This is a genomic window from Rhizobium esperanzae, from assembly GCF_014197615.1.
GTDB classification, from domain to species: Bacteria; Pseudomonadota; Alphaproteobacteria; order Rhizobiales; family Rhizobiaceae; genus Rhizobium; species Rhizobium esperanzae_A.
Map to the genome: position 1 here is coordinate 433638 of NZ_JACIFY010000001.1, position 25289 is coordinate 458926.

General features: G+C 62.2%; 22 protein-coding genes and 1 riboswitch. Of the genes, 7 read left to right on the forward strand and 15 right to left on the reverse strand.

All coding sequences use genetic code 11. The annotated features are described in order from the left end of the window. The 5 genes from GGD57_RS02205 to GGD57_RS02225 form a co-directional block, all read right to left on the reverse strand. Positions 1–1254, reverse strand: coding sequence for a sensor domain-containing diguanylate cyclase (locus GGD57_RS02205; protein WP_184466383.1), 1254 nt, complete (start codon positions 1252–1254; stop codon positions 1–3). 147 nt (positions 1255–1401) lie between these two features. After that, positions 1402–2013, reverse strand: a complete 612-nt coding sequence (locus tag GGD57_RS02210) for an ABC-type transport auxiliary lipoprotein family protein (RefSeq protein ID WP_184466385.1) — start codon at positions 2011–2013, stop codon at positions 1402–1404. A gap of 22 nt (positions 2014–2035) precedes the next feature. Beyond that, positions 2036–3406 carry an MCE family protein gene (locus GGD57_RS02215; RefSeq protein WP_184466387.1) on the reverse strand — a complete coding sequence of 457 codons (1371 nt, stop codon included), beginning with the start codon at positions 3404–3406 and terminating at the stop codon, positions 2036–2038. 8 nt (positions 3407–3414) lie between these two features. After that, positions 3415–4260: an ABC transporter ATP-binding protein gene (locus tag GGD57_RS02220; RefSeq protein ID WP_184466389.1), complete on the reverse strand. Its 846-nt coding sequence runs from the start codon at positions 4258–4260 to the stop codon at positions 3415–3417. Between the two features lies 1 nt (position 4261). Next, positions 4262–5446, reverse strand: a complete 1185-nt coding sequence (locus tag GGD57_RS02225) for an ABC transporter permease (protein WP_246713523.1) — start codon at positions 5444–5446, stop codon at positions 4262–4264. Between the two features lie 85 nt (positions 5447–5531). Between GGD57_RS02225 and dgcA the strand changes: the two genes are divergently transcribed. Further along, the gene (gene dgcA / locus GGD57_RS02230; protein ID WP_184466390.1) at positions 5532–6515 is read left to right on the forward strand and encodes an N-acetyl-D-Glu racemase DgcA; all 984 of its coding nucleotides are present in this window, start codon (positions 5532–5534) and stop codon (positions 6513–6515) included. Here dgcA and GGD57_RS02235 read toward each other — a convergent pair. Then, complete coding sequence (locus tag GGD57_RS02235) at positions 6467–7687, reverse strand: MFS transporter (protein WP_184466392.1); 1221 nt, start codon at positions 7685–7687, stop codon at positions 6467–6469. The genes dgcA and GGD57_RS02235 overlap by 49 nt on opposite strands. A 164-nt stretch (positions 7688–7851) precedes the next feature. After that, positions 7852–8691 (reverse strand): UDP-2,3-diacylglucosamine diphosphatase, encoded by an 840-nt coding sequence (locus GGD57_RS02240; RefSeq protein ID WP_184466394.1) that lies wholly within the window; start codon positions 8689–8691, stop codon positions 7852–7854. A 240-nt stretch (positions 8692–8931) separates the two neighbouring features. Between GGD57_RS02240 and GGD57_RS02245 the strand changes: the two genes are divergently transcribed. Together GGD57_RS02245 and GGD57_RS02250 are read left to right on the forward strand one after the other, a co-directional pair. Further along, positions 8932–9264: a hypothetical protein gene (locus GGD57_RS02245; protein WP_184466514.1), complete on the forward strand. Its 333-nt coding sequence runs from the start codon at positions 8932–8934 to the stop codon at positions 9262–9264. A gap of 185 nt (positions 9265–9449) precedes the next feature. Continuing rightward, positions 9450–10199 (forward strand): histidine phosphatase family protein, encoded by a 750-nt coding sequence (locus tag GGD57_RS02250; protein ID WP_184466396.1) that lies wholly within the window; start codon positions 9450–9452, stop codon positions 10197–10199. 122 nt (positions 10200–10321) lie between these two features. On the opposite strand, the gene GGD57_RS02255 is transcribed toward GGD57_RS02250, so the two are convergent. From GGD57_RS02255 to GGD57_RS02275, 5 genes are all read right to left on the reverse strand, one after another. Then, positions 10322–10933 (reverse strand): ATP-dependent Clp protease proteolytic subunit, encoded by a 612-nt coding sequence (locus tag GGD57_RS02255; RefSeq protein WP_184466398.1) that lies wholly within the window; start codon positions 10931–10933, stop codon positions 10322–10324. Between the two features lie 46 nt (positions 10934–10979). Continuing rightward, positions 10980–11351 carry an SRPBCC family protein gene (locus GGD57_RS02260; protein WP_184466400.1) on the reverse strand — a complete coding sequence of 124 codons (372 nt, stop codon included), beginning with the start codon at positions 11349–11351 and terminating at the stop codon, positions 10980–10982. Then, on the reverse strand, positions 11348–11662 hold the full coding sequence (locus GGD57_RS02265; RefSeq protein ID WP_010066762.1) for an ArsR/SmtB family transcription factor: 315 nt from the start codon (positions 11660–11662) through the stop codon (positions 11348–11350). The genes GGD57_RS02260 and GGD57_RS02265 overlap by 4 nt, the downstream gene beginning before the upstream one ends. Before the next feature lie 184 nt (positions 11663–11846). Next, the gene (locus tag GGD57_RS02270; protein ID WP_184466402.1) at positions 11847–14999 is read right to left on the reverse strand and encodes an efflux RND transporter permease subunit; all 3153 of its coding nucleotides are present in this window, start codon (positions 14997–14999) and stop codon (positions 11847–11849) included. 5 nt (positions 15000–15004) lie between these two features. Beyond that, entirely contained in the window at positions 15005–16183 is a 1179-nt protein-coding gene (locus tag GGD57_RS02275; protein ID WP_184466405.1) for an efflux RND transporter periplasmic adaptor subunit, read from the reverse strand. A gap of 232 nt (positions 16184–16415) precedes the next feature. Between GGD57_RS02275 and GGD57_RS02280 the strand changes: the two genes are divergently transcribed. Then, complete coding sequence (locus GGD57_RS02280; RefSeq protein WP_184466407.1) at positions 16416–16976, forward strand: TetR/AcrR family transcriptional regulator; 561 nt, start codon at positions 16416–16418, stop codon at positions 16974–16976. A gap of 97 nt (positions 16977–17073) precedes the next feature. Here GGD57_RS02280 and GGD57_RS02285 read toward each other — a convergent pair whose 3' ends face one another. Next, complete coding sequence (locus GGD57_RS02285) at positions 17074–18513, reverse strand: FAD-binding oxidoreductase (RefSeq protein ID WP_184466409.1); 1440 nt, start codon at positions 18511–18513, stop codon at positions 17074–17076. 243 nt (positions 18514–18756) lie between these two features. Between GGD57_RS02285 and GGD57_RS02290 the strand changes: the two genes are divergently transcribed. Continuing rightward, a complete protein-coding gene (locus tag GGD57_RS02290) occupies positions 18757–21069 on the forward strand; it encodes an NADP-dependent malic enzyme (RefSeq protein WP_184466411.1) in 2313 nt (770 codons plus the stop codon). Between the two features lie 32 nt (positions 21070–21101). Here the strand turns inward: GGD57_RS02290 and GGD57_RS02295 are convergent, their stop codons facing one another. Then, a complete protein-coding gene (locus tag GGD57_RS02295) occupies positions 21102–21422 on the reverse strand; it encodes a low molecular weight protein tyrosine phosphatase family protein (RefSeq protein WP_184466413.1) in 321 nt (106 codons plus the stop codon). A gap of 202 nt (positions 21423–21624) precedes the next feature. Here GGD57_RS02295 and GGD57_RS02300 point away from each other — a divergent pair, with 202 nt between their 5' ends. After that, a complete protein-coding gene (locus tag GGD57_RS02300) occupies positions 21625–22716 on the forward strand; it encodes a DUF2865 domain-containing protein (protein WP_184466415.1) in 1092 nt (363 codons plus the stop codon). A gap of 30 nt (positions 22717–22746) precedes the next feature. Here GGD57_RS02300 and bluB read toward each other — a convergent pair whose 3' ends face one another. After that, the gene (gene bluB / locus GGD57_RS02305; RefSeq protein ID WP_184466417.1) at positions 22747–23436 is read right to left on the reverse strand and encodes a 5,6-dimethylbenzimidazole synthase; all 690 of its coding nucleotides are present in this window, start codon (positions 23434–23436) and stop codon (positions 22747–22749) included. A 42-nt stretch (positions 23437–23478) separates the two neighbouring features. Further along, positions 23479–23665: riboswitch (cobalamin riboswitch) on the reverse strand. A gap of 173 nt (positions 23666–23838) precedes the next feature. Here bluB and GGD57_RS02310 point away from each other — a divergent pair. Beyond that, positions 23839–25245 (forward strand): MFS transporter, encoded by a 1407-nt coding sequence (locus GGD57_RS02310; protein WP_184466419.1) that lies wholly within the window; start codon positions 23839–23841, stop codon positions 25243–25245. Positions 25246–25289 lie beyond the last annotated feature (44 nt).

Consider the following 25289-nt stretch of genomic DNA (forward strand, 5'->3'; position numbering starts at 1 on the left):
CTATCTGAAAGCCACTTCCAGATGCTGCCGGTCTTGCGCAATCACCCTGCAATTCGTTTCGAACCCTTCGCCTTTGATGGCCAGGATGAATTCCGAAGGAATGCCTGTCGTATTGGAGACTGAGATGCCCGCACTCTCCGAGCCGATGGACTTGACGGTGCAGTCGATTGTCGAGCGTCGCTCGTTGAACAGGATCGAACCCGCTTTCAGAACCCGCCGCCGACCGCCGATGGCATGATCGGCATGAATCGAACTCCATGATACGCAGCGATTCCGGCCGCCATGTTTGGCCTGATACATCGCAGCATCCGCCTGAGCCAGCAGGGTCTCGATCTCCTTGCTGACGATCGACAGCGTCGAGCTTCCCAAGCTCGCCGTGACATGCAGGACGCCATGTTCGCCACGGATCGGCTGCGAGGCGATGGCGGCCCTGAGTTTTTCGGCGACGGCGGCAGCCCCTTCCCGGTCGACATGCGGCAGGACGACGGCGAATTCCTCGCCTCCGATCCGGCCGAACAGATCGCCGACGCGAAGGGTCGTCTTGCAGATCGCCGCCACTGCCTTCAGAACATCGTCTCCCGCAGCGTGTCCATGCGTATCGTTCACCCGTTTGAAATGGTCGATATCGAAGACGATGCAGGACAGGTCATGCTGGTGCCGCAGAGCGAGCGAAATCAGTTGATCTGCTTCCTGCTTGAAGGCGCGCCGCGTCATCGCCTCGGTCAGGCTGTCGGTGGCGGCCGACTGCATCAGCTCGATGCGGTCCATCGCCGCTCCCGCCAACTCCTCGAGAATGGCGAGGTCTCGGCTGCCGAACGACCTTGGCCGGCGGTCGATCGCACATACCGTTCCGATCATGTGCCCGGCTTTCGTTCTAAGCGGCACGCCGGCATAGAAACGGATATGATCCTCGCCCGTCACCGCGGAATGTTTTGAAAAGCGCGCATCCTTGGTGGCATCCTGCACGATGACAGGCTCGTCGCAGTCCACCACGCAGCGGCAGAACGTGTCTTCGAGCGACACCTCGTCTGCCGACAGGCCGGAGCAGGCCTTGTACCATTGCCGATGCCCATCGATCAGCGATACGATGCCGATGTCGATGGAAAATATCTGCTTTATCAGGCGGACGATCCGCTCGAAGCCTTCGTCCCTCGGCGTGTCGAGAATGTCGAGCTGCTGCAGCGCCGCCAGGCGAGCATTATCGCGTTGAATCGCTTCCGATGACGATTTTCCGAATACGCGTGCGACCACCATGCAGCATGCCTCCTGACAGTGACAACATGATGCGTTCCATAAATTCGTGAAGAAATTGAATACGATGACAGCCCCAACGTCATGGGGCCAAATATTTTTCGAAATCAGCAACCCTTGATGTCGACGCAGCGACTGCCAAGCGCCATCTCAGATTGAGCGCAGCGTCCAGCTGACGATCTCGGAGGCGACAGTGGAGAAGGCGCGGTCGAGGCTCTTGACGAATCCGTCATTATCGCCGCCCGCCGGCGCCGTGGCGCGAAACACCTTCTGCGCGCGCACCGAGCCGTTGCGGTCGTTGAGGATCTTGGCGGAGATTTCGACCACCGCCTGGTTGCCGCTCGAAGCATCGATCTCGAAGGAGCGGATATCGGTGACGACCTGATAATCGATCGCCAGCCCCTGCCCCGGCATGCCGACGCCGCCAAGCTTACCGGAGTTTTCGAAGGCTTCCACCAGCTTCGACTGCACCATGCGGGGCAGCTTGTCGCCCCACTGCGCCCGCGAGAGATACTGGATTTCCGAAGACGAAACGCGAATGACGATCTGCTCGCTGTCCAGCGCCCGGAGTGCCGTCGGCCCGGCGATCAGGATCTGGCGGGATTTGGCGGCAGGCCCCTCGCCGTCGACCGCCGCGGAGAGATCATAGGTATCGTTCTTGGCTGACGTGCCGCAGCCTGACAGGATCAACGCAGTCAGCGGCAGCGCGACCACCGTTCCCTTGATCCACGAACGGCGCGACAACAAATGCGATGCGACCATATGCGCTACCCTGCCTTCCCAGTTAACGCCGCGTCCGGCCGTCATATTGCTTGACCGTGTCCCCGCCGAAGATCAGGCGTTGCGGATTGCGGTCGAAGTTGGTGATCGTATCGTTCAGATTGTTCACGGTGCCGCGCATGTCGTTGACCAGTGTCTGCACGTCGCGCAAGCCGCCGCTCGAGAATTTCTGCAGATTATCGGCAATCGGCCCGATGCGCGCATTCAGATTGTCGGCGACTTTCTTGAAGGATTCCAGCGTATCGCGCGCCTCGGTAAACAGCGATTGCGTGTTGTCGGTTCCGAGCAGCGCATCGACCTTGATGAGAATGCCGTCGATGCGGGTCGAGGCCGAATTCAGCTTGTTGGTCAGCTGCGAAACGTCCTGGATCGTCTGGTCGATATCTTTCTTGCGGGCCGAAACCGTATCGGCGACATCGCGGATCGAGGCGACGGCGGTGCGCGCATCCTTGGTTGCCTGCGCGATGTCGTCGACGGAACCCTTCACTTTGGCGGGGTCGATCTGAGCAACCAGCGTGTCGACGCGATCGAGCGTCGCCTGCGCCTGCTTGCCGAAATCATTGAAGGTGGTGGCCGTCTGGTCGAACTTCTGGATCGCCCCCTTCAGGTCGCCCGAGGCATCGGCGACATTGGCGGTGATCTTCTCGGCGTTGGAAACGATATTGTCGATCTTCTGAGCGTCAACGGCCTTGACCAGCGATTCGACGGCCTGAAGCGTCGAATCGACACGGCCGGAGACCGCCTTCACCGTATTGGAGAGCTCACCGACGCTTTGCAGGAAGGCGTCGATATTGTCGGAATTCTTGGCCAGCGCATCCGAGAAGGTCTCGGCATTCTTGAACGTCTGGGTCAGCGGAGCGCGCGAATCCTGGATGAAGCCCTGGAGTTCGCCGACCGCGTCGTTGGCGCGATCGAGGATTTTGTCGGCGGTCGCCAGAAGGTTGGTGACGCTCGATTGGTCGGCGACGATGACGGCGCGTTTGCCGTTGTCGATCGCATGCTGAAGGATACTTTCCTCGCCCTTGCGGCCACCCGACAGTTCGATATAGGCAGCCCCGGTCAGACCCTGGATTTCAAGAGCGGCCTTGGTGGAGGGGTAGATCGGCGCATCGGTGCGCACCTGTGTGAAGGCCAGCGAATATTGCGGATCGTCGGCATCGATCGACAACGTCTGCACCGAGCCGATCTGGATGCCGTTGAAGCGCACCGGCGAACCGACGCTGAGGCCGTTGGCGGAACCCGGAATACGCACGATCAGTTCGGTCATCGGGCCGCCGCGGCCATATTCGGCCATCCAGTAGACGAAGCCGAAGGCCGCCGCGATCACCAGCACCGTGAAAAAACCGACAATCGTGTAATTGGCTTTGGTTTCCATTTATCCGGTCACTTCCCGCTCACGCCGTGCCGCGCGCCATCATCCTGCGGCACGATCGAGCGCGCCCGCTTACCCTTGAAATAGGCCTGCACCCAGGGATCGTCATAGGCCAGCATGTCGTCGATCGTGCCTTCCACCATTACCCGTTTCTTTCCGAGCACGGCAATACGGTCGCAGACCGAAAACAGGCTGTCGAGGTCATGCGTCACCATATACACGGTCAGTCCGAGACTATCGCGCAGGTTGGCGATCAGCTCGTCGAATTCGGCCGCACCGATCGGGTCGAGACCCGACGTCGGTTCGTCCAGGAAGACGAGTTCGGGATCGAGCGCCAGCGCCCGGGCAAGAGCGGCGCGCTTGATCATGCCGCCGGACAGCTCGGACGGGTATTTGTCGGCGGCATCGGCGGCCAGACCCACCATGCGGATCTTCAGATGCGCCAGCTCGTCCATCAGCGAGCGCGGCAGGTCGAGATATTCGCGCATCGGCACCTGGATGTTTTCCTTGACCGTCAGCGATGAAAACAGCGCCCCCTGCTGGAACAGCACGCCCAGCCGCATGTCGAGGGCGTTGCGCTGCGGCTCATCGAGTTCGTCGAAATCCTGGCCGAGAATCTTGATCGTGCCCGAGCGGCGCGGCAGGAGCCTCAGCACCGTGCGCATCAGCACCGATTTGCCGGTGCCCGACGCGCCGACGAAACCGAGGATTTCGCCGCGGTAGATGTTCAGATTGAGATTGTCGAGCACGACCTTCGAGCCGAAGGCGACGGTGACGTCGCGCGCCGAAAGCACGATGTCCCTGCCCTCGCCGTCTTTCTCGATTTCGTTCGATTGATCGTCCACGCGGTCCGCCATGCTAGAAATCGATCGCTGCATAAAACATCGCAAAAAGCCCGTCCATCAGGATGACGACGAAAATCGCCTTCACCACCGAGGCCGTCACATGCTGGCCGAGCGATTCGGCGCTACCGCCGACCTTCAGTCCTTCGACGGCGGCGACGATGCCGATGACCAGTGCCATGAACGGCGCCTTGATCATGCCCGAGAGCACCGTCGACAGCGTCACCGCCTCGTGCAGGCGCGACAGGAAGTTGGCGAAGGTGATGCCGGAATAACCCCAGGCGACGGCGGCCGCGCCGGCGAGCGAGGCGAAATTTGCGAGCACCGTCAGAAGCGGCAGCGCGATGGTCAGCGCCACCAGCCGCGGGAAGATCAGCACGCCGATGGGGTTGAGCCCCATCACTTTCAGCGCATCGATCTCCTCGCGCATTTTCATCGAGCCGATTTCGGCCGTGATCGCGCTGCCTGAACGGCCGGCGATCATGATCGACGTCAGCAGCACACCGATTTCGCGCAATTGCAGAATGCCGACGAGATCGACGACGAAGACCTCCGCACCGAAATAGCGCAGCTGGAAGGCGCCCTGCTGGGCAATGATCGCCCCGATCAGAAACGACATCAGAAGGATGATCGGAACGGCGCGAACGCCCATATGGTCGATCTGGTTGACGATCGAGGCCGGCGAAACGCCGCTGCCGCGACCGAACTTCATCTGCGCCCCGCGCACCGCCGAGCCGAGGATATACATGGAGGCGGCGAAATTGTCCCAGAGGTCGTAGGTCATCTTGCCCACAGGCGCAAAAATGCGCGCGACAAGCGAGACTTTCTCCTGCTGCTCCGGCTCGGGTTTGGCCTGCTCCTCGGAAAACATCGCCAGCATTTCGTCGATATGCGGATTGGTGCCTTCGAAGCGAACCGTCCGGCCGGCCGCCTCCTCTTCCTTCTTCAGCCGGCACAGCAGCCAGATTCCGGCGGTATCGATATCCGAAATATCAGAGAGGTCGACCGTCAGGTCGCCGGCCTTCTGATGAAGGAGCTTTTCGAAATCGCGCAGCACGAGATGAATGTAGGCGCTGCGCCAATTGCCGCGGAGACGCACATGCTGCCCCGAGCCATCGGCATGGTCGTCCACGTCAAGCGAGGCAGCGTTGCGATTTTCGGCGTTCAAGATACTTATGTCTTTCAAGGCTTGCAGCGACATTGCCGAATCGCGAACGACCGTTCGACGACCGGCGCGTCAATATACAGAAGCAGGCTGCAATTTCCATGCTCGCAGGACAGCAATAATGCCGCGCACCCTTGATATCCAGATGAATTCCTTTCCGATTGCCGGGACCTTCACCATCTCGCGCGGCGCAAAGACCGAGGCCGAGGTGATCAGTTGCACGCTGACCGAAGACGGTGCGCGAGGGCATGGCGAATGCGTGCCCTACCGCCGTTACGGCGAGACCATGGAGAGCGTTTTCGCCCAGATCGAAGCCGCCCGCCCGCTGATCGAGGCCGGCATCTCGCGGCGCGACCTGCTCTCGGCGATGCCGCCGGGCGCTGCCCGCAACGCCGTCGACTGCGCCCTCTGGGACCTGGAAGCGAAACGCACGGGTGAAAGCGTCGCGGCTCGTCTCGGCCTTGCCGAACTGAAGCCGCTCACCACCGCTTACACCATCTCGCTCGGCGAACCGGAGGTAATGGCCGCCCAGGCGCGCGAACATGCCGGCCGCGCGCTGCTCAAGGTCAAGGTCGGAACCGGCGACGATGAAAGCCGTATCCGCGCCGTCCGCGCCGCCGCACCCGATGCCGCCATCATCCTCGATGCCAATGAAGGCTGGCCGGAAGCGGTGCTGGAACGCCATCTTCATATCGCCGCACAAGCGGGCGTGGCTCTTGTCGAGCAGCCGTTGCCGGCCGGCCGCGATGCGCTGCTCGCAGAAATCCACCGGCCGCTGCTCGTCTGCGCCGACGAAAGCGTCCACCATACCGGCGATCTCGCAAGCCTTGCCGACCGTTACGACGCCATCAACATCAAGCTCGACAAGACCGGCGGCTTGACGGAGGCGCTGGTGATGAAGGCCGAGGGCGAACGGCTCGGCTTTTCCATCATGATCGGCTGCATGGTCGGCACCTCGCTTGCCATGGCGCCCGCCGTGCTGCTCGCCCAGAACGCCGATTTCGTCGATCTCGACGGCCCGCTGCTGCTTGCCCGCGACCGCGAACCCGGCCTGCGCTACGCTGCTTCCCTGGTCTTTCCGCCGGAAAGCGCGCTCTGGGGCTGAAGGTAATAGGCTGAAATGACAAGGCCCAGGCCGGTAAACGCGACCAGCGCCATGACGTAATAGCTGACGACGCCGAGCCAGGCATAGAGATAACCCGACGCCAGGGTCATCAGCGCCATCGCCATGCCGACATAGAAGAAATAGGCGCCCTGCGCCGAGGATTCCTGCGTCTCCTGCACCGTCGCCACGATCCGCCGCTGCACCCCGGTATGCACGAAAGCATAGGTGAAGCCGTGGAAACATTGCAGCAGAAAGAAACCGGCAAAGCCGGTATTCATCGGAAAGAGGATCCAGCGGCAGACGCTGACGGCGCAGCCGAAGCGGATCAGCGTCCAGGCGTTGAAGCGCCGGCTGAGACGCTTCGACAGAAAGAACACCGTTACCTCCGAAGCGACGCCGGCGCTCCAGAGCAGGCCGACCTCGGTGCCCGATAGACCGAGATGGTGCCAGTAGATCGACGAAAACGCATTGAGCACCGCATGGCTCGACTGCTGGATGGCAACGCCGATCAGAAGCAGCAGCAGGTGCGGTTCACGCAACCCGCTGCCGGTGGCGGCCGGAATGTCGAGTGGCAGGCCGCGTCGCCGAGTCGGTCCGATGCGCGGACAGAAGATCGCCATGACCACGGTCATGACAAAGCCGAACACCATGACATTAAGCACCATCTCGCCGCCCCAACGGCTGACCAGCTGGCCGCCGGCCAGCGTCGAAACGATGAAGGCGATCGAGCCCCAGACGCGCATCGACCCGTAATCGAGCCCCCAGCGGCGCACGCCGGAGATGACGATCGATTCGACGACCGGCACATAGGGCGCGAAGGTGGCGCCCTGCAGTGCATAGACGATCGCCACCGGCCAGAAGCTCGTCGTCCAGAAGAGCGCGATCGCCGTCAGCAGCGACAGGCCGCCCGACCAGAGCAGCACGTCGGCGCGTTCCTTCAAACGGTCGGCGATCATGGCGACGACAGGCGCCACCAGCACGCGGACCACCATCGGTATGGCAAGGATAATGCCGATCTCGTGGTCGCTGAAGCTGTGGGTTGCGAGCCAGACGGGAAAGAACGGCAGAACGATGCCGTTGACGAGCAGCGGCGCGCAATAGGAAAGCGCGCTGAGCAGCCGGAAGCGCGGCGGCGCTCCCTCACCTGTCGGAGAATGTTGAGCGGGAATCATAGGGGGACCTGAAGGAAACTGACGTTGTCCTAACATGGCACCCTGGAGGCGACTATTGCGAGAAATAGCCCTACTGAAACGTTTTAGGAAATAAATTGGGCCTGTCACCGGAAGGTAACGGCTAAATTCCTGAGAGCGCAGGCGCCGAGGCGCCGACGCTAAAATCAGGCAGCTTGGGGTGCGAACTCCGCGTCTTCTCGCTCGACGGCGGCAAGGGCCGGCACAGCGCTGGCAAGCGCCCGCCAGGTGATCAGTTCGAAGGTGCCGTCCTCATGCTCGGCGACCGCCGTGCAGCTTTCCACCCAATCGCCGGTATTGATGTAGCGGATGCCGTCCATATCCTGGATGATGGCATGATGGATGTGTCCGCAGATCACGCCGTCGGCGCCGCTTTTACGGGCTTCCTCCGTCACGACGCGCTCGAACTCCCCGATGAAGTTGACGGCATGCTTGACCTGGAGCTTCGCCCAGGCCGAGAACGACCAGTAGGGCATGCCGAGGCGGCGGCGCACGGCCGCCAGCAGGAGGTTGATACGGATCGCCGTATCGTAGGCCCAGTCGCCGAGATAGGCGAGCAGCCGGGCGTTGCGGACGACGACGTCGAACTCGTCGCCGTGCAGGATCAGGTATTTCTTGCCGTCGGCGCCATCATGCATCATGCGTTCGACGACCTCGATGCCGCCGAAATGCATGCCCGGGAAGTCGCGCAGGAATTCGTCGTGATTGCCGGGGATATAGACGACGCGCGTGCCCTTGCGCGCCTTGCGCAGCAGCTTCTGGACGACGTCGTTGCAGACCTGCGGCCAGTACCAGCTGCGCTTCAGGCGCCAGCCATCGACGATGTCGCCGACGAGGACGATCGTATCGGCCTCATGGTAGCGCAGGAAATCCAAGAGGAAATCCGCCTTCGCGGCCTTCGAGCCGAGATGGACATCGGAAATGAAGAGCGTGCGGAAATGTCTGGGTTCCATCATGTCTATCACGAGCTGCCGCTCATGCCCCATCTTTCATCTAGCCTTCCAAAACCAGACTCGTGTTTCAGGAAGATGACAGGCTGGGGAAAAGCCCTGCAAACCCGCTCTTTCCGTCCGGATGGTAAAGGCCGATCCCGTCGGCCGTGACGCTCGCAATACCAACACCTGGGAATCCTAAATTTCGCGCCGCGAGGTTCGGGATCTTTCCCGCATACCGAGAATCAAATTAACAGCAGTTGCCGATCACGGCGTAACCTGGGGGAATTGATGATGCGCGCCCGCACCGCGACGATAATGATTTCTATTGCACTGCTTGCAGGCTGTGCACCGACGCAGCAGGACTATGATGCGACCGTCACGCTGCTGGAAGGCAGCGCCAGAGCGAGAAATGAGTTCGTCAAAGTGTGCGCAAGGGATTTCGACGCAAATCAGCGCCGTACCGCCGGGATCGTAACAAACGTCTCGGACAAGGACGCTCCGAGGGTCGCCTGCCAGCGATATCTGGCGGCCGCGATTTCCGGTCGCGCCACGTATCAGGATCTCCTCGACATCAAGGCTCACCGGTTTACGCCAAAGCTCGTCAAGATCTTCCAGGGCCGCTGATCTTCCCGAAGACGTTCTTTCACTAATCCCATCGGCGAGACCGTGAACAGCATCGACGGCCCACAGGGATTGGAGCCAGCGCAGACCAAGCGTTCGCCCCTCTCTCTTCTCGCCGGCATGTTGCCCTGTGGATCGGGCGCGTTCATGATGGCGACGATTCCATATCCGACAATGCGGGATGGCTGATGCGTCTCTTTCTCGTTCGCCACGGCGAATCCCTCGGCAACATCAACGAACGGGCCTATCGCCAATTCGGCGATCACAACGTGCCGCTGACGCAATGGGGCTATCGCCAGGCGGTCGAGGCAGGCAGCGTCATTGCCTCCTACTTGAAGGGATTGCCGAGCCAAGGTTCCCCGCTCCACATCTGGTATTCGCCATTCCTGCGCACGCGCCAGAGCAAGGATGCGCTGCTCTCGGCCCTGCCGGAAAGCTCCGTCGGCGATATCAGGGAGGATTATCTGCTGCGCGAGCAGGATTTCGGTCTCTTCACCGAAATCTACGACCATGCCGAGCAGAAGCAGAAATTCCCCGAGGAATTCGAAAAATGGGCGAGGCTGCGCAACAACAGCGGCAAGTTCTACGCCCGGCCGCCCGATGGCGAAAGCCGCGCCGATGTAGCCCAGCGGGTGCGGCTGTTCCTCCAGACAGTGATGCGCGACGCCGAAAACGGCGACCACAACGTCGTCATCGTCGGCCATGGCGTCACCAACCGGGCGGTCGAAATGAATTTTCTGCACCATCCCGTCGAATGGTTCGAGCGCTCCGACAACCCTGGAAATGCCGATATCACGCTGATCGAGGGAACGCGCCTGCAAGGATACGAGTCGATCCTGCTCCACCAGGCGGCCGACCGGCAGCCCGGACAGGAAGGCGAACTGCGCGATGCCTATGGCGCCGACGTGACGATTACGCCGAAGACCGGCGGACCGTGATCAGGCTTTGAACCGAGCCGGCCGGCAGGCGCACACTTTCAACATTGCGAAAATCCCAAGACTGCTTGTAGATTTTGGGTCGCAGATGGGCATCTGCACGGCCCGTGAAAACCGGCGGCAAGTCATTGCTCGGTCGTGCCTTCCCGAACCTGCAGGATGCGGTCGATAAGGCCCCATTCCACAGCCTCTTCCGCCGTCATGAAACGGTCGCGGTCCATCGCACGCTCGAAATCCTCGTAGGTGCGCCCGCAATGCTCTGCGTAGAGCCGTGTCATGCGGTGCTTCGTCCGTCTCATTTCTTCCGCATGGATGAACATGTCCGATGCCTGCCCCTGGAAGCCGCCCAATGGCTGATGAATATGGATACTGGCATTGGGAAGCGCTGTGCGCTCACCCGGCTGGCCTGACATCAACAGGAACGAGCCCATCGAACGGGCGGTCCCCATGCACAGCGTATGCACCGGCGCGCGGATGTAGCGCATCGTATCGTACATCGCGAGACCGCTGGTCACGACACCCCCCGGTGAATTGATATAAAGGTGGATCGGCTTCCTGGGATTTTCGGCTTCAAGAAACAGCAATTGCGCGCAGACGAGCGCCGAGACGGTGTCGTTTACCTCGCCGTTGAGGAAGATGATCCTTTCTCTGAGCAGACGGGAATAGATATCGAAAGATCGCTCCCCTCTGGAGGATTGTTCGACGACCATAGGGACGAGTTGCATCGCTTCGCGCATCGGCGAACTCCAATCGTTTGGGACTATGACGGAATGGCTTGCCGCGTCAGGCGGCGAGCATGAGGGTCGGGCTGTTGCTGTTGGCGGCCGAACTCGTGAGGCGCTCGAATGTCGCGCCGGTCAATTCATGGATGATCCGCAGGCTGGTACCGCCCGATGCATTCGGCGCGACCGTGAAGGTGACGGTGCTTTCGAGGAAGGGCGGACTGTCGTCGCGCAATCTGTAGCGAACCTCTTTGCCCGGTGTCTCGGAGAGCGCTTGCGGATCGGACAGCGCCTCCTTCGGCAGCCACTTCTCCCGGAATTCCGCAATGCTGATGGCCCGCCAGACCTTTTCCGGCGGCGCATCCAGTTCGTATCTCTGTTCGAAGCCGGTTTGCCGTTGTTTGGTCTGCGCTGGGGTCTTCACCTCGGTCATTGGTCCATATCCTTCAGCAAGAGCTTGAGAGCGTCGATGCGGGTGGGCCAGTAGGCACGATATTTCGCCAGCCATTCTGCGATGAGGGCGAGCCCGTCCGGATCGACTTGGTAATTCACGAAACGTCCCTCCCGCTGTTCGCGCACCAGTCGTGCCTCCCGCAACACTGCGAGGTGTTGGGACATCGCCGGCTGGCTGATATCCATACCCTGCCGAAGCGCGCTGGCATTCATGCTGCCGTTCGCCAGCTTCTCGAAAATCGTACGGCGGGTCGGATCGGCCAAAGCCCGGAAAATATCATGCTCCATCATGACAATACATAAGCACAAACTTATGTGATTCGCAAGCCCGCTTGAGACTTTTGTATGAATTGGCAGCCAAAGGCTGCGACGCAGGGCGACCACCCATATCGGCCGGCCGCACTCCGGCCGAGGCACGGAGCCGGCCTGGGCCAGTCTCCGCCGATTCCGGTAACGATTGCTTGTCGCGGAGACCTTATGTCGGCGACGTCACCGTTGCCGGTTCCTGCCCCGCCGGAGCCTCCTCGTTTATGCTCTCCGGCCGCTTCGTCCTCAGAAGACGCAGCACGAAGACGAAGAAGACCGGAACGAAGAAGATCGCCAGCACCGTCGCCGACACCATGCCGCCGAGCACGCCGGTGCCGATCGCATTCTGGCTGGCAGCACTTGGCCCGGTGGCGATCGCCAAGGGCACCACGCCCAAGGTGAAGGCGAGCGAGGTCATGATGATCGGCCGGAAACGCAGACGGGCGCCTTCGATCGCGGCCTCCATCAGCGATTTCCCCTCGGCAAAGCCATCCTTGGCGAATTCGACGATGAGGATGGCGTTTTTCGCCGACAGTCCGATGATCGCGATCAGGCCGACCTTGAAATAAATGTCGTTGGACATGTCGCGGCTCATCACCGCGAGCACGCAGCCGATGACCCCGAGCGGCACGACCAGCATCACCGACAACGGGATCGACCAGCTTTCGTACAGCCCGGATAGCAGCAGGAAAACGAAAAGGATGCTGAGGCCGAACAGGAACGGCGCCTGCGATCCCGATCTGAGCTCCTCCAGCGACTGGCCGGTCCATTCGAAGCCGAAGCCGTCGGGCAGCTCCGAGGCCAGCCGCTCCATTTCGGCAATCGCCGCGCCCGATGAATATCCGGGCGCCGGAGCACCCGAGATGCGCACGGAGGGATAGCCGTTGTAGCCGACGATCTGTGCCGGTCCCTTCTGCCATTCGGCGACGGCGAAGGAGGAGAGCGGCACCATGCCGCCGCTCGCGTTGCGGACATTGAGCTTCATCAGGTCTTCGGCCTGAAGTCGGCTCTTGTCCTGCGCCTGCACGATGACGCGCTGCATACGGCCGGAATTCGGGAAATCGTTGACATAGCTCGAACCGAGATTGGCGGTGATCGTGCTGTTGATGTCGGCAAAGGCGACGCCGAAGGTATTGGCCTTTTCGCGATCGATGACGAGCACCAGTTGGGCCGAATCCGGCATGCCTTCCGGGCGGATACCAGCGATGATGGGGTTCTCGGAGGCCTTGCCGAGCAACATTCCTGCAGCCTCGGTCAGTGCAGCCTGGCCCTTGCCCCCACGATCCTGCAGGCGGAAGGTGAAGCCGTTGGTGGTGCCGAAACCTTCGATCGGCGGCGGCGACAGCGCGAAGGACATCGCATCCTTCAACGCGAACAGCTGCATATTGGCGCGGTTGGAGATTTCCTGCACCGTATTGCCGGCGCCGCGTTCGGCCCAGTCCTTGAGGGTCACGAAGACCAGGGCGGCATTCGGCCCCTGACCGGAAAAGCTGAAGCCCTGGATCGCGACGACATTGGCAACGGCCGGCTCCTTCTTGAAGATCGCCTCGATGCTTTCGAGCGAGGCCACCGTGCGGTTGCGGCTTGCCTCCGGCGGCCCCTGCACGTCGACGATCAGGAAGCCTTGATCCTCATCCGGCACGAAGCTGCTCGGCAGGTTGACGAAGAGGTAGCCGAGACCGACGACGAGCGCGACGTAGACGGCCATCACCCGCCAGGAGCGCTTGGCCAGTCCCTCGACGGTGCGGGCATAACGGCCGGTCAGCCGGTCGAAATTGCGGTTGAACCAGCCGGCGATGCCTTTCTTCTCGTGATGGCCCTTGATCGGCTTGAGGAATGTGGCGCAGAGCGCCGGTGTCAGCGACAGCGCCAGGAAGGCCGAAAACAGGATTGAGACAACCATGGTCAGGCTGAACTGGCGATAGATGATGCCGGTCGAGCCCGGGAAAAACGCCATCGGCACGAAGACGCAGGAAAGAACCAGCGTGATGCCGAGGATGGCGCCGGTGATCTGCCGCATCGCCTTTTTGGTCGCCTCCTTCGGCGACAGCCCTTCCACCGCCATCAGCCGCTCGACGTTTTCGACCACGACGATGGCGTCATCGACCAGAATGCCGATGGCAAGCACCATCGCGAACATCGTCAACACATTAATCGAGAAGCCGGCGGCAAACATCACCGCAAGCGTTCCGAGCAGCGCGACCGGCACGACGAGCGTCGGAATGATGGTGTAACGGAAGCTCTGCAGGAAGATGAGCATGACGATGAAGACGAGCGCGACGGCTTCTGCGAGCGTATGCGCCACCTTTTCGATCGATGCGGAGACGAACGGACTGGTGTCGTAGGGAACGGAATATTCGACGCCATCGGGGAAGAAGCGCGACAGCTCCTCCATCTTCGCCTTGACCAGATTGGAGGTGCTGACGGCATTGCCCGTCGACGACAGCTGGATGGCGATCGCGGCACTCGGCTGGCCGTTCAGCCGGGTGGAAAAGCTGTAGCTCTCGCTGCCCTCTTCGATGCGTGCGACGTCGCGCAGCCTGACGTTCGAGCCGTCGGCATTGGCGCGCAGCACGATGTCTCCGAACTCCTTGGTATCGGTCAGCTGACCCTTGACCAGCACCGTCGCCGTCAGGTCCTGGGAGATCGGATTGGGCGCCGCGCCGATCTGGCCTGCCGCGACCTGGGCATTCTGCGCCGAAATCGCCGTACTGATATCGGATGCCGTGAGGTTGAGGCCGACCATTTTGTCGGGATCGATCCAGATACGCATCGCCCGCTGCGAGGCAAACAGCTGCGCGCGGCCGACGCCGTCGAGGCGGCGCAGCTCGCCGATGACATTTCGGTTGAGATAGTCGCCGAGCGCCACCTCATCGGTCTTCCCGTCCGTCGACGTCAGCGAGATGAACATCAGGAAGCCCGACGACGCCTCCTCGACCGTAATGCCCTGATCCTTGACGGACTGCGGCAGCCGCGGCTCGACGCGGCGGATGGCATTCTGGACGTCGACGGAGGCCTGGTCGATATCCGTGCCTGCCGCGAAGGTCGCCGTGATCGTCATCGCGCCTGAAGTATCGGAGGTCGACTCGAAATAGGAAAGGTGCTCGACCCCGTTCAGCTCTTCCTCGATCTGGCGGGTCACGCCCTGATAGATGTCCTGCGGCGATGCGCCGGGATAGCTGGTGGTGATGCTGAGCTGCGGCGGGGCGACCTTCGGATACTGGGCGACCGGCAGGAACGGCAGCGCGATCAGGCCGGCGATGGAGATGAAGATCGCAAACACCCAGGCAAGGATCGGGCGATCGATAAAGAAACGTGCCATCGATCTTACTCCGGCTTCTTGGTGTCACCGGACGCGACTTCGCCATTACGCCACTCTTCCGGCGCGACCTTGGCGCCCGGCTGCAGCTTCTGCACGCCGTCGACGACAAGACGTTCGCCTGACGACAGGCCGCTTTCGACCACCCATTCATTGCCGGAGGATTGACCGAGTTCGACGTCGCGCGGCTGCGCCACGTCTCCCTCCTGCACCACGTAAACCTGAGGCTTGCCATCGGCCGCGCGGATGACGGCGCGTTGCGGGATGAGGATCGCCTTCTCCCGGACGGCCAGCTCGATGCGGACCCTGACGTAGAGACCCGGCAGCAGATCGCCCTTGGGATTGGGAAATTCGCCGCGCAGAGTGACTTGGCCCGTCGTCGCATCGACGCTGGCGCTGCGGAAGAGCAGCTTTCCGGCCTGGCCGTAGACTGTGCCGTCGTCGAAGACGAGTTTGATGTCGGCCTTGCCTGGTTCCGTCGAGGCGAGGCTGCCGTTCTCGACCGCCCGCTTCAGCGCCAGCAGCTCGCCGGAGGATTGCGTGAAGTCGGCATAGACCGGGTCGATCTGCTGGATCATGGCAAGAGCATCACCGGCGTCGGCCGTCACCAGCGCACCTTCAGTCACCAGCGCACCGCCGATGATGCCTGATATCGGCGCTCGGACTTCGGTATAACCGAGATTGATCTTCGCCTCGTCGAGCGCTGCCTGCGCCAGCGCGACATCGGCATCCGCCTGGGCAAGGGCGACAGCTGCCGTATCGTATTCGATACCGCTTGCAACATCGCGGTCGCGCAGCGACTTCTGGCGATCGAGCTGCAGGCGGGCATTCGTCTGCGTCGCCTTTGCGCGCTCGAGGCTTGCCTCGGCACTTGCCACCCGGACGCGGAACAGCGCCGGATCGATCCGGTAGAGCACGTCGCCCTGGTGAACGAGGCTGCCCTGCTCGAAGACCCGCTCCTGCAGAATGCCGGAAACCCTGGCCCGCACCTCCGATACGCGTGTCGCGGCAATACGGCCGGGCAATTCGCTGACGACGGGAACGGGGCGCGCCTCAAGCGTCAGGACGCTGACGGCCGCGGGCGGCATCGCGCCGCCTTCCTGAGCGTGAGCCGGCAGTCCCGCACCAAGCAGCAGCGCCAGGATGAACGTGTAACGCAATGATTTCGTTCGAAGAAGCATGTTCATCACCCTTCTTGGATGGCGCATTGTGGTGCCAAAAACACAGCCCGCCGACAATGACGTTCGGCGGGCCTCCTGAGCCGACAGGTAGTCGATATTTTTTCGGTTTTCAAGATACCTACCGGTTGGTATGATAGCGAAACCGTTTCACGAGATCCCGTGGCATTGCGATCCCGAGAGTGATACTGACCTCCTGCGCGCCCTCGTCGCGAAGCGCCGCACGAACACGGATCGTCCATTGATAGATAGCCCCCGAAACAGAAAGAAACAGCCTGATGTCGTGCGACAAGCGCTGCTCGATTGCGCCACGAAACTGGCGCTAGCGCATGGCCTGGCTGCCGTCAGCCTGCAGGCGGTCGCCAGTGCTGCCGGCGTGACCAAGGGAGGCCTGTTTCACCATTTCCCCAATAAGCAGGCTCTCATCGAAGCCGTCTTCGACGGGATGATGGAAAACCTGGATCGCGAGATCGACGAGGAATTGGAAAAGGACAAGGGCGGCCACGGCACATTCACCCGCGCCTATGTCCGCACCCTGTTTGCCGACCGCGCTCAAAACAACAGCCCATGGTCGGCCCAGACCATGACGGTGCTTGCCGACCCCTACTCCAAGAGCCTCTGGCACAAATGGATCAATGACCGGCTCATCAGGCATGCCGCGACCGACAGGGGAATCCGGCTCGAAATCGTCCGCCTGGCGGCGGATGGGGCATGGCTTGCCCATGTTCTGAGACCCGACGGAGATCCCGGGTCCGACGATGCGGCCCTGCTGCAGGAATTGCTCGATATCACCGATGGGTGACAAGCAATCCGCCTGTCACCAGCCGAAGATATAGGCCGCCGCGCGTTCTGCTTGACGCGCAGCGGCGGCTTCGACTTGCTGGTATTTATCGCTCCCCTCAGGCAGCCCGCACCGCCGCCATCGGTTTCACATTCTGGTTCATGCGGAACAGATTGTTCGGATCATAGCGCAGCTTGATTTCGGCAAGCCGGGCATAATTGGCGCCGTACGCCATTTCGACCCGATCGGTCTCGTCCTCCGGCATGAAGTTGATATAGGCGGTGCCAACGGCAAGCGGCTTGGTTGCCTCGAACAGCTCGCGCGCCCAGCCGATGCAGCTTGCATCCATGCCGCTTTCCCGCCAGCGCGCATGCACATTCATGACGAAATGCGAACTGCGCTGCGGAAATGCGGTGGCCTCGGTGGGGATGCGGCCGGCGGCTCCGCCGACATGGCCGACGAATATTTCGCATTCCGGCCCCGGCAGTTTGCGCACGGCGTTGAGCAAAACGTCGATCGCCGCATCCGAAAGCGAAGCAAAATCCTGGCTCTTCCAGTAGTTGCGCGCACCGGGGGTGAGCAGCGGATCGAATGCCTGCTGCCAGCCGGTGAACGGCACTGGGCCGACGACATCGGCAATCGGTTTTCCGATGGCGCGCAATCCGGCCGTTGCCTTTTCCCCGGCCGCCACGTCCCCGCAATAACACATGGCAAGCACCAAGACCTCCTTGCCATGCCATTCCGCGGGAAGGAACGGCAGCGGCGGCGCCTGGCGCATCACCACCCAGCAGGTCAGTTCATCGGGTGCGGCTTCCAGCGCCTGGCGATATTCCCTCAGCACCTTCTCCGCGTCAGTGAAGGGATGCACCACCAGCCCGGCGAGAACCTCTGTTTTGAGGGGGTTGAGCTGGAACTCGAAGGAGGTGACGACACCGAAATTGCCGCCGCCGCCGCGCAGCGCCCAGAAGAGGTCCGGCCTTTCCGTCTCGCTCGCCTTGACCAGTTCGCCGTCGGCCGTCACCACATCGACCGAAAGCAGATTGTCGACGGTCAACCCGAATTTGCGGGTCAGCCAGCCGAACCCGCCGCCGAGCGTCAGTCCGGCGATGCCGGTCGTGGAATTGATGCCGGTCGGCAGCACCAGTCCGAAGGCCATCGTTTCCTGATCGACGTCGGCCAGCGTCGCGCCCGGCCCGATCCAGGCGCGGCGTATCTCAGGATCGACGCGCACCGATTTCATGGCCGACAGGTCGATGACGATACCGCCCTCGCAGACCGCATTGCCGGCAATACCGTGGCCGCCGCCGCGCACCGAAACGAGCAGATTGTTGTCGCGTGCAAAGCGCACCGCGCGAACGACATCGGCTGCACCCGCGCAGCGTGCGATCAGGCCGGGCCGGCGGTCGATCATCGCGTTCCAGATCGCCCGCGCCGCATTGTAATCCATATCTTTGCCGGTCAGGAGATTGCCGCGAAATCCGGCGGCAAAGGCATCCATGGCCACGTCATTGACCATCGTCTGCCCCTTTTGCAGGGTCGTCAGGTTCAAATTGTCCATGATTTCCTCCATGCGACCGGCGCCCCGCACCGTCGCGGCCGGCATTTTGCGCTTGCGGAAGGCGTCAAACAAGTTTTCCAAAAGGATTAGTACCGTGATGACGATACGTCAGGCCCATCCGCAGTGCGTGCCCCCTCCGCGCGCGCGCGACGAAAACTTCTCCCAGCCCTCATTTCCATACTGTCGCCCGTATCCGATTGATGTATGGAGGGAACTCCCAAAAAGACGTGCACGGAGGCGGCGATGGATAACCAAGAAAAATCCAAGACGGAAAAGAACCTGACGAGCGGCGATCTCGACGAACAGGCGCTCTTCTTCCACCGCTACCCCCGCCCCGGCAAGCTGGAGATCCAGGCGACCAAGCCGCTCGGCAACCAGCGCGACCTCGCGCTCGCCTACTCGCCCGGCGTTGCCGCCCCCTGCCTTGCGATCCGCGACAATCCGGAGATGGCGGCCGAATATACCTCGCGCGCCAATCTCGTCGCCGTCATCTCCAACGGCACCGCCGTTCTCGGCCTCGGCAATATCGGCCCGCTCGCCTCGAAGCCGGTCATGGAGGGCAAGGCCGTGCTCTTCAAGAAATTCGCCGGCATCGATGTCTTCGATATCGAGATCGACGCGGCAAGCGTCGAACAGATGGTCTCCACCGTTTCCTCGCTGGAACCGACCTTCGGCGGCATCAACCTCGAAGACATCAAGGCGCCGGAATGTTTCGAAGTCGAGCGGCGCCTGCGCGAGAAGATGAAGATCCCCGTCTTCCACGACGACCAGCACGGCACGGCGATCATCGTCGCCGCCGCGATCCTGAACGGGCTGGAACTCGCCGGCAAGAACATCGCCGACATCAAGATCGTCGCCTCCGGCGCCGGTGCCGCGGCTCTCGCCTGCCTCAATCTCCTGGTGATCCTCGGGGCAAAACGCGAAAACATCTGGGTCCACGATCTCGAAGGCCTCGTCTATGAGGGCCGCACCGAGCTGATGGATGAATGGAAATCCGTCTATGCCCAGAAGAGCGAGACGCGCACGCTGGCCGAAAATATCGGCGGCGCCGACGTCTTCCTCGGCCTTTCGGCCGCCGGCGTGCTGAAGCCGGAACTGCTGGCGCAGATGGCCGACAAGCCGCTGATCATGGCGCTCGCAAACCCGACGCCCGAGATCATGCCGGATCTTGCTCGTGCTGCCCGTCCTGACGCGATGATCTGCACCGGCCGCTCGGATTTCGCCAACCAGGTCAACAACGTCCTCTGCTTCCCCTATATCTTCCGCGGCGCGCTCGATTGCGGCGCCGAGACGATCAACGAGGAAATGAAGATGGCAGCCGTGCGCGCCATCGCCGCCCTTGCCCGCGAGGAACCGTCCGATGTCGCCGCCCGCGCCTATTCCGGCGAGACCCCGGTCTTCGGCCCCGATTACCTGATCCCCTCGCCCTTCGACCCGCGCCTGATCCTGCGCATCGCGCCCGCAGTCGCAAGGGCTGCCGAACAGAGCGGCGTGGCGCGCCGCCCGATCCAGGATTTCGACGCCTATCTCGATCAGTTGAACCGCTTCGTCTTCCGCTCCGGCTTCGTCATGAAGCCGATCTTCACCGCCGCCAAGGCCGCCGAACGCAAGCGCGTCATCTTCTCCGAAGGCGAAGACGAACGCGTGCTGCGCGCCGCCCAGGTGCTGCTTGAGGAAGGCCTTGCCGACCCGATCCTCATCGGCCGCCCGCAGGTCATCGAGACGCGCCTGAAGCGCTACGGTCTGCGTATCCGCCCGCTGCAGGATTTCGAGGTCATCAATCCGGAAGACGATCCGCGCTTCCGCGAATATGTCGATCTCTATTTTTCGCTCGTCGGCCGCCGCGGCGTCATTCCGGAGGCTGCCCGCACCATCGTGCGCACCAACACCACCGTTATCGGGGCGCTGGCGCTCAGGCGCGGCGAGGCCGATGCGCTGATCTGCGGCCTGGAAGGCCGCTATGAGAAGCATCTGCGCGATGTCCGCCAGATCATCGGCAAGCGCAAGGATGTCCGCGATTTCTCCGCGCTCAGCCTGATGATCTCGCAGCGCGGCGCCACCTTCTTCACCGACACCTACGTCACCTTCAATCCGAGCGCCGAGGAAATCGCCGAATCGACGGTTCTGGCCGCCGAGGAAATCCGCCGCTTCGGCATCACCCCGCGTGCCGCCCTCGTCTCGCATTCCAACTTCGGCTCGCGCGAATCCGAAAGCGCCACCAAGATGCGCAATGCCCTGCAGCTCGTGCGCGACAGCGCGCCGGATCTCGAGGTCGACGGCGAAATGCACGGCGAAAGCGCCATCACCGAGGCACTGCGCAAACGCGTCATGCCGCACACGACGCTCCATGACGAGGCGAACCTGCTGGTCTTCCCGAACCTCGACGCCGCCAACATCACGCTCGGTGTGGTGAAGTCGATGACCGACGGCCTGCATGTCGGCCCGATCCTGCTCGGCGCCGCCCTGCCCGCCCATATCCTCGCTCCCTCGGTCACCTCCCGCGGCGTCGTCAACATGGCGGCACTCGCCGTCGTCGAGGCCTCGCAGCCGGCGTAAGCCGGCTGCCGGCGAATGCAGCGAAATTGAACTTACAGATGCTGAGGGACTTTAGCCTTCAGCAGCCGGATGAGCGCAGGGTCCATGAAATCGTTATCATCCGGAATATGAAGGCATATCAGGCGCTTCCCTTTGAGAGCTGATCTGTACCTGTTCTGAACTTTCGTATGGTGAGTTCTTTCCATAACGAACACGATATCAGCCCATTCGATCTGCTCGGCGGACAGCGGGTTTTCGGCATCATTGTTTGTGCCGGCCGAGGAGGCATTGATGCCTGGCCAGTCGGCAAAAACCTGTTCAGCCGTCGGACTGCGAAGTTTGTTCTGGCTACATATGAATAGGACGTTTTTCACGTTTGGTTTCTTCTGATGGTATATGTTTCGCGATAGCACAACTCCTGACGCAAGCGAAACCGGGGGACGCCATTGCTGGCTAAAATCGCGAAAATGCGCTAAGAATTTAGCTGAGCTTCTTAAGAGAAACACGCTAAGAGAAACCACGCGGCGAAGTGACGTCGCATCGATCTTCGACCGTATGCTCATTCCGGGACGAGCCGTGAAACGCCGAAACCTCTCTCTTGTCCTTCTTCTTGCGTTGGCATCGCCCGCGGCTGCGCAGAGCAGCGCTATCTGCAACGACCTGCGCGGCCGCCTCGCGGACCTGCCGCGATCGATCGGCAATGGCAACGGCCCTGAAGCGCGCCAATATTCCAGCGCCATGGCCGAGCAGAACCTCGAGCTGCGCAAGGTTCGCAACGATCTGCGCAGCTACGGCTGCACCTCGGGCAGCATGGTCGTGATCGGCGGCGAGAATGCCGATTATTGCGCCGAACTCTCGCAGGCCGAAGCCCGGATGATCGACAATATCCGCTACCTCCAGGATCGCCGCGACGAGCTGCGCAGCCAGGGCGATGACGGCGCGCGCCGGGAACTGATGGCCGCTCTGGAGCGCAACGGCTGCAACAGCGAAAATTTCTATGCGCCGTCCGAACGCAGCGCCAACGATCCCGCCCCCAGCATCGAGGAACAGGCGATGCGCGGCGACACCTTCATTCCGCTCGGCGGCGGTGGAGAAGTCGATCCGCGTTACGGCCTGCCGCGGGCCGATATGCTCTCTCCCATCAGCACCATGTGCGTGCGCAGCTGCGACGGCGGCTTCTTCCCGATCAGCTCGAACGCCACCTCGGTCGATTTCGGCCGCGACGCCGAAACCTGCGCCAAAATGTGTCCCGGCATCGAGACGGAACTGTTCTATCGCGAGGTGACGAGCACCGAAGCCTCGAACATGATCTCGGTCGCAACCGGCACGCCCTACAGCGCCATGAAGAACGCCTTTGCCTACAAGAACCGCTCGCCCGGCGAAAAGTCCTCCTGCGCCTGCAATCTGACCGCCTATTACGACGAGATGCGCGGCAAGCAGACGTTAAGCGAACCGCCGCAGCAGGGCTCGATCACCACCATTCGCACCAATCGGCCGGTAAAAGATACTGCGGCAGCAACAGCCCCGCAGCCATCCGTTCCCGATCGTCCCTACGACCCCACGCAGAACAAGGTCCGGCAGGTCGGCCCGCAATTCCTCGCCGGCGATCAGGGTTCGATCGACCTCGCCAATCCGGCAACGCCGGGACCGCAGCCGCAACAGCAGTGATTGGCCGAGCCGGGTTCGACGCGGCGCCGTTCAGCGCTCGCTCCGTCCCCAGCCTTCGTGAAACACGAGTTCCTCAAGCGGCAGCCGCTGCCGCCAGCCTTTGACGGAAAGTTCCGGCTCGTCATAGAGCCGATCGACGAAACCGGCACAGAGCCAGGCGACCACCTCGACATGCTCGGGTATGCCGAGAATGGTCTTCAGGTCGCCTTCCCGAAAGATACTGACCCAGCCGATGCCGATCCCCTCAGTGCGGGCCGCAAGCCAGAGATTCTGGATTGCGCAGACTGTGGAATAGCTATCCATCCTGGGATTGTGCGTGCGCCCCAGCACCACGCTGCCGCTGCGGGTGGGGTCGCAGGTCACGCAAATACCGAGCGGCGCCTCGACGATGCCTTCGAGCTTGAGGGAGCGGTAGGTCTGCCGCCGCTCGCCCTCGAACATCAATGCCGCCTCCTCGTTGGCCTTGGCAAAAGCATCCCGCACGCGCGAACGGACAGCGGCGCTTTTCACCAGAATGAAATTCCACGGCTGCATGAAGCCGACCGAGGGCGCGTGATGGGCGGCCGTCAGCAGCCGCGCCACGACATCGTCGGGCAAGGGGTCGGGCAGGAACTGGCTGCGCACGTCGCGCCGCGTCATGATCGCGTGATAAACGGCCTCGCGTTCGGCCAAGGAAAAACCGGACGCCACTGAAAGGGCATCCTCATCAAAGGGTCGCATCGTCATATCCCCAACAACGCAACCGCCCGCCGTCCGCGCGGGTTGGGTCTATCTTGCCAGGCCGGTCTTCTGACTTGGCGTCATCCGTCTGCCGCAGCCTTCCCGGCAAAAGCCAGTGGCGTAATGATGCGGCAGGCGTCGGCCTTACAGCGTTGGGCACGTTCCGGTCTTACACCGGATTCCCGATTCTCCCGCCTCACCGACGGGCACCTGACGGCGCATCTATTTCAGGAAACGGGTGCTGCGGCAAGCTGGTCTTCATGCAGCGCTCAACTGCATGTGACATCGACCGCATGGACAGGTGCATATCGCTGCCGTAGAAACGAACGGATACCAATCGACGCCCGTGGCGCCGCGATTTTCCTCTTTGCATCCCGGTTGCCCGTGCCCCGCCTGACGCCCATGATCCTCGCGGTCGCCCTGTTTATGGAACAGATGGATTCGACCGTGATCGCCACCAGCCTGCCCGCCATCGCCGCCGATATCGGCACGTCGCCGATCGCGCTGAAGCTTGCCGTCACCAGCTATCTCGTGGCGCTGGCGATCTTCATTCCGATCAGCGGCTGGATGTCGGATCGTTTCGGCGCACGTAACGTCTTCCGTTTGGCGATATCAGTCTTCATGGTTGGCTCGGTCGCCTGCGCCTTTTCCAATTCGATCGCCGCCTTCGTCGTCTCGCGGCTGATCCAGGGGGCCGGCGGCTCGATGATGACGCCGGTCAGCCGCCTGCTCCTGGTCCGGGGAACGCCGCGCCATGAACTGGTCGATGCCATGGCCTGGCTCACCATTCCCGCGTTGATCGGCCCGATCATGGGGCCGCCGATCGGTGGTTTCCTCACCACCTATCTCACCTGGCACTGGATCTTCTGGATCAACGTCCCGATCGGCGTCGCCGGCATCATCCTCGTCACGCGTTTCCTGCCGGCGGTCGAGCCGCGCAGTCCGCGGCCGATGGATTTTCCGGGCTTCTTCCTCTGCGGCATCGGCTTTTCCGGCTTCGTCTTCGGCCTGTCGGTCATCAGCCTGCCGGCCGTACCCGTCATCTACGGTTACGTCACGGTGGCGATCGGCATCCTCGCCGGCCTCCTCTATCTCCTGCATGCCCGCCGCGCTGCCTATCCGCTTCTCGATCCGAAAATGTTCCGCTACCCGATGTTCCGGGCGGCGATCCTCGGCGCCTCCAATTTCCGCATGGGGCTCGGCGCCCTGCCCTTTCTGATGCCGCTGATGTTGCAGCTCGGCTTCGGCCTGACGCCGCTGCAATCCGGCTCGGTCACCTTCGTCAGCGCGCTCGGCTCCATGGGGTCGAAATTCGCAGCCTCGCGCACCTTCAATGCCTTCGGCTTCCGCACCGTCATATCGATCACCACATTGCTGGCGGCGATCTTCCTCGGCATCAACGGCTTCTTCACCGCCGAAACGCCGCTGCCCTTGATCATGGCCTGCCTGCTGATCGGCGGCCTGTTCCGCTCCATGGCCTTTTCGGGCGTCAACGCCATGGCCTTCGGCGATGTCGACGATGCCGACAGCAGTCAGGCGACCGCCATCAATGCCGTCGCCCAGCGCATCTCGATGGCGATGGGTGTGGCGATTGCCGGCGGCATCCTGGAAATTTCGAGCAGCCTTCACGGCGGCAGGCTGCTGGTTTCGGATTTCCACACCGCCTTCTTCAGCGTCTCGGCGATCTCGGCGCTCGCCTGCATCACCTTCCTGCGCCTCCCGCGCGATGCCGGCGGCGAACTGACGACGCGCCGCCGCAAGCATCGCCGGACCGAGCCCGAAGAGGCCATGGCGGAAAACAGCCCCTAATTTCGCATGAAAGGTCGCTCTCCGCGATCAAGGCCGGCCATCCC

Coding starts and splice junctions, on each gene's coding strand:
- GGD57_RS02260 (WP_184466400.1), bottom strand. CDS start 11,351: ATGACCGAGGTGAAGACCCCAGCGCAGACCAAACAACGGCAAACCGGC.
- GGD57_RS02290 (WP_184466411.1), top strand. CDS start 18,757: ATGGATAACCAAGAAAAATCCAAGACGGAAAAGAACCTGACGAGCGGC.
- GGD57_RS02250 (WP_184466396.1), top strand. CDS start 9,450: ATGCGTCTCTTTCTCGTTCGCCACGGCGAATCCCTCGGCAACATCAAC.
- GGD57_RS02235 (WP_184466392.1), bottom strand. CDS start 7,687: ATGATTCCCGCTCAACATTCTCCGACAGGTGAGGGAGCGCCGCCGCGC.
- GGD57_RS02270 (WP_184466402.1), bottom strand. CDS start 14,999: ATGGCACGTTTCTTTATCGATCGCCCGATCCTTGCCTGGGTGTTTGCG.
- GGD57_RS02215 (WP_184466387.1), bottom strand. CDS start 3,406: ATGGAAACCAAAGCCAATTACACGATTGTCGGTTTTTTCACGGTGCTG.
- GGD57_RS02310 (WP_184466419.1), top strand. CDS start 23,839: ATGATCCTCGCGGTCGCCCTGTTTATGGAACAGATGGATTCGACCGTG.
- GGD57_RS02210 (WP_184466385.1), bottom strand. CDS start 2,013: ATGGTCGCATCGCATTTGTTGTCGCGCCGTTCGTGGATCAAGGGAACG.
- GGD57_RS02255 (WP_184466398.1), bottom strand. CDS start 10,933: ATGCGCGAAGCGATGCAACTCGTCCCTATGGTCGTCGAACAATCCTCC.
- GGD57_RS02220 (WP_184466389.1), bottom strand. CDS start 4,260: ATGGCGGACCGCGTGGACGATCAATCGAACGAAATCGAGAAAGACGGC.
- GGD57_RS02275 (WP_184466405.1), bottom strand. CDS start 16,183: ATGAACATGCTTCTTCGAACGAAATCATTGCGTTACACGTTCATCCTG.
- GGD57_RS02240 (WP_184466394.1), bottom strand. CDS start 8,691: ATGGGGCATGAGCGGCAGCTCGTGATAGACATGATGGAACCCAGACAT.
- GGD57_RS02205 (WP_184466383.1), bottom strand. CDS start 1,254: ATGGTGGTCGCACGCGTATTCGGAAAATCGTCATCGGAAGCGATTCAA.
- GGD57_RS02245 (WP_184466514.1), top strand. CDS start 8,932: ATGCGCGCCCGCACCGCGACGATAATGATTTCTATTGCACTGCTTGCA.
- GGD57_RS02225 (WP_246713523.1), bottom strand. CDS start 5,446: ATGTCGCTGCAAGCCTTGAAAGACATAAGTATCTTGAACGCCGAAAAT.
- GGD57_RS02265 (WP_010066762.1), bottom strand. CDS start 11,662: ATGATGGAGCATGATATTTTCCGGGCTTTGGCCGATCCGACCCGCCGT.
- bluB (WP_184466417.1), bottom strand. CDS start 23,436: ATGCGACCCTTTGATGAGGATGCCCTTTCAGTGGCGTCCGGTTTTTCC.
- GGD57_RS02285 (WP_184466409.1), bottom strand. CDS start 18,513: ATGGACAATTTGAACCTGACGACCCTGCAAAAGGGGCAGACGATGGTC.
- dgcA (WP_184466390.1), top strand. CDS start 5,532: ATGCCGCGCACCCTTGATATCCAGATGAATTCCTTTCCGATTGCCGGG.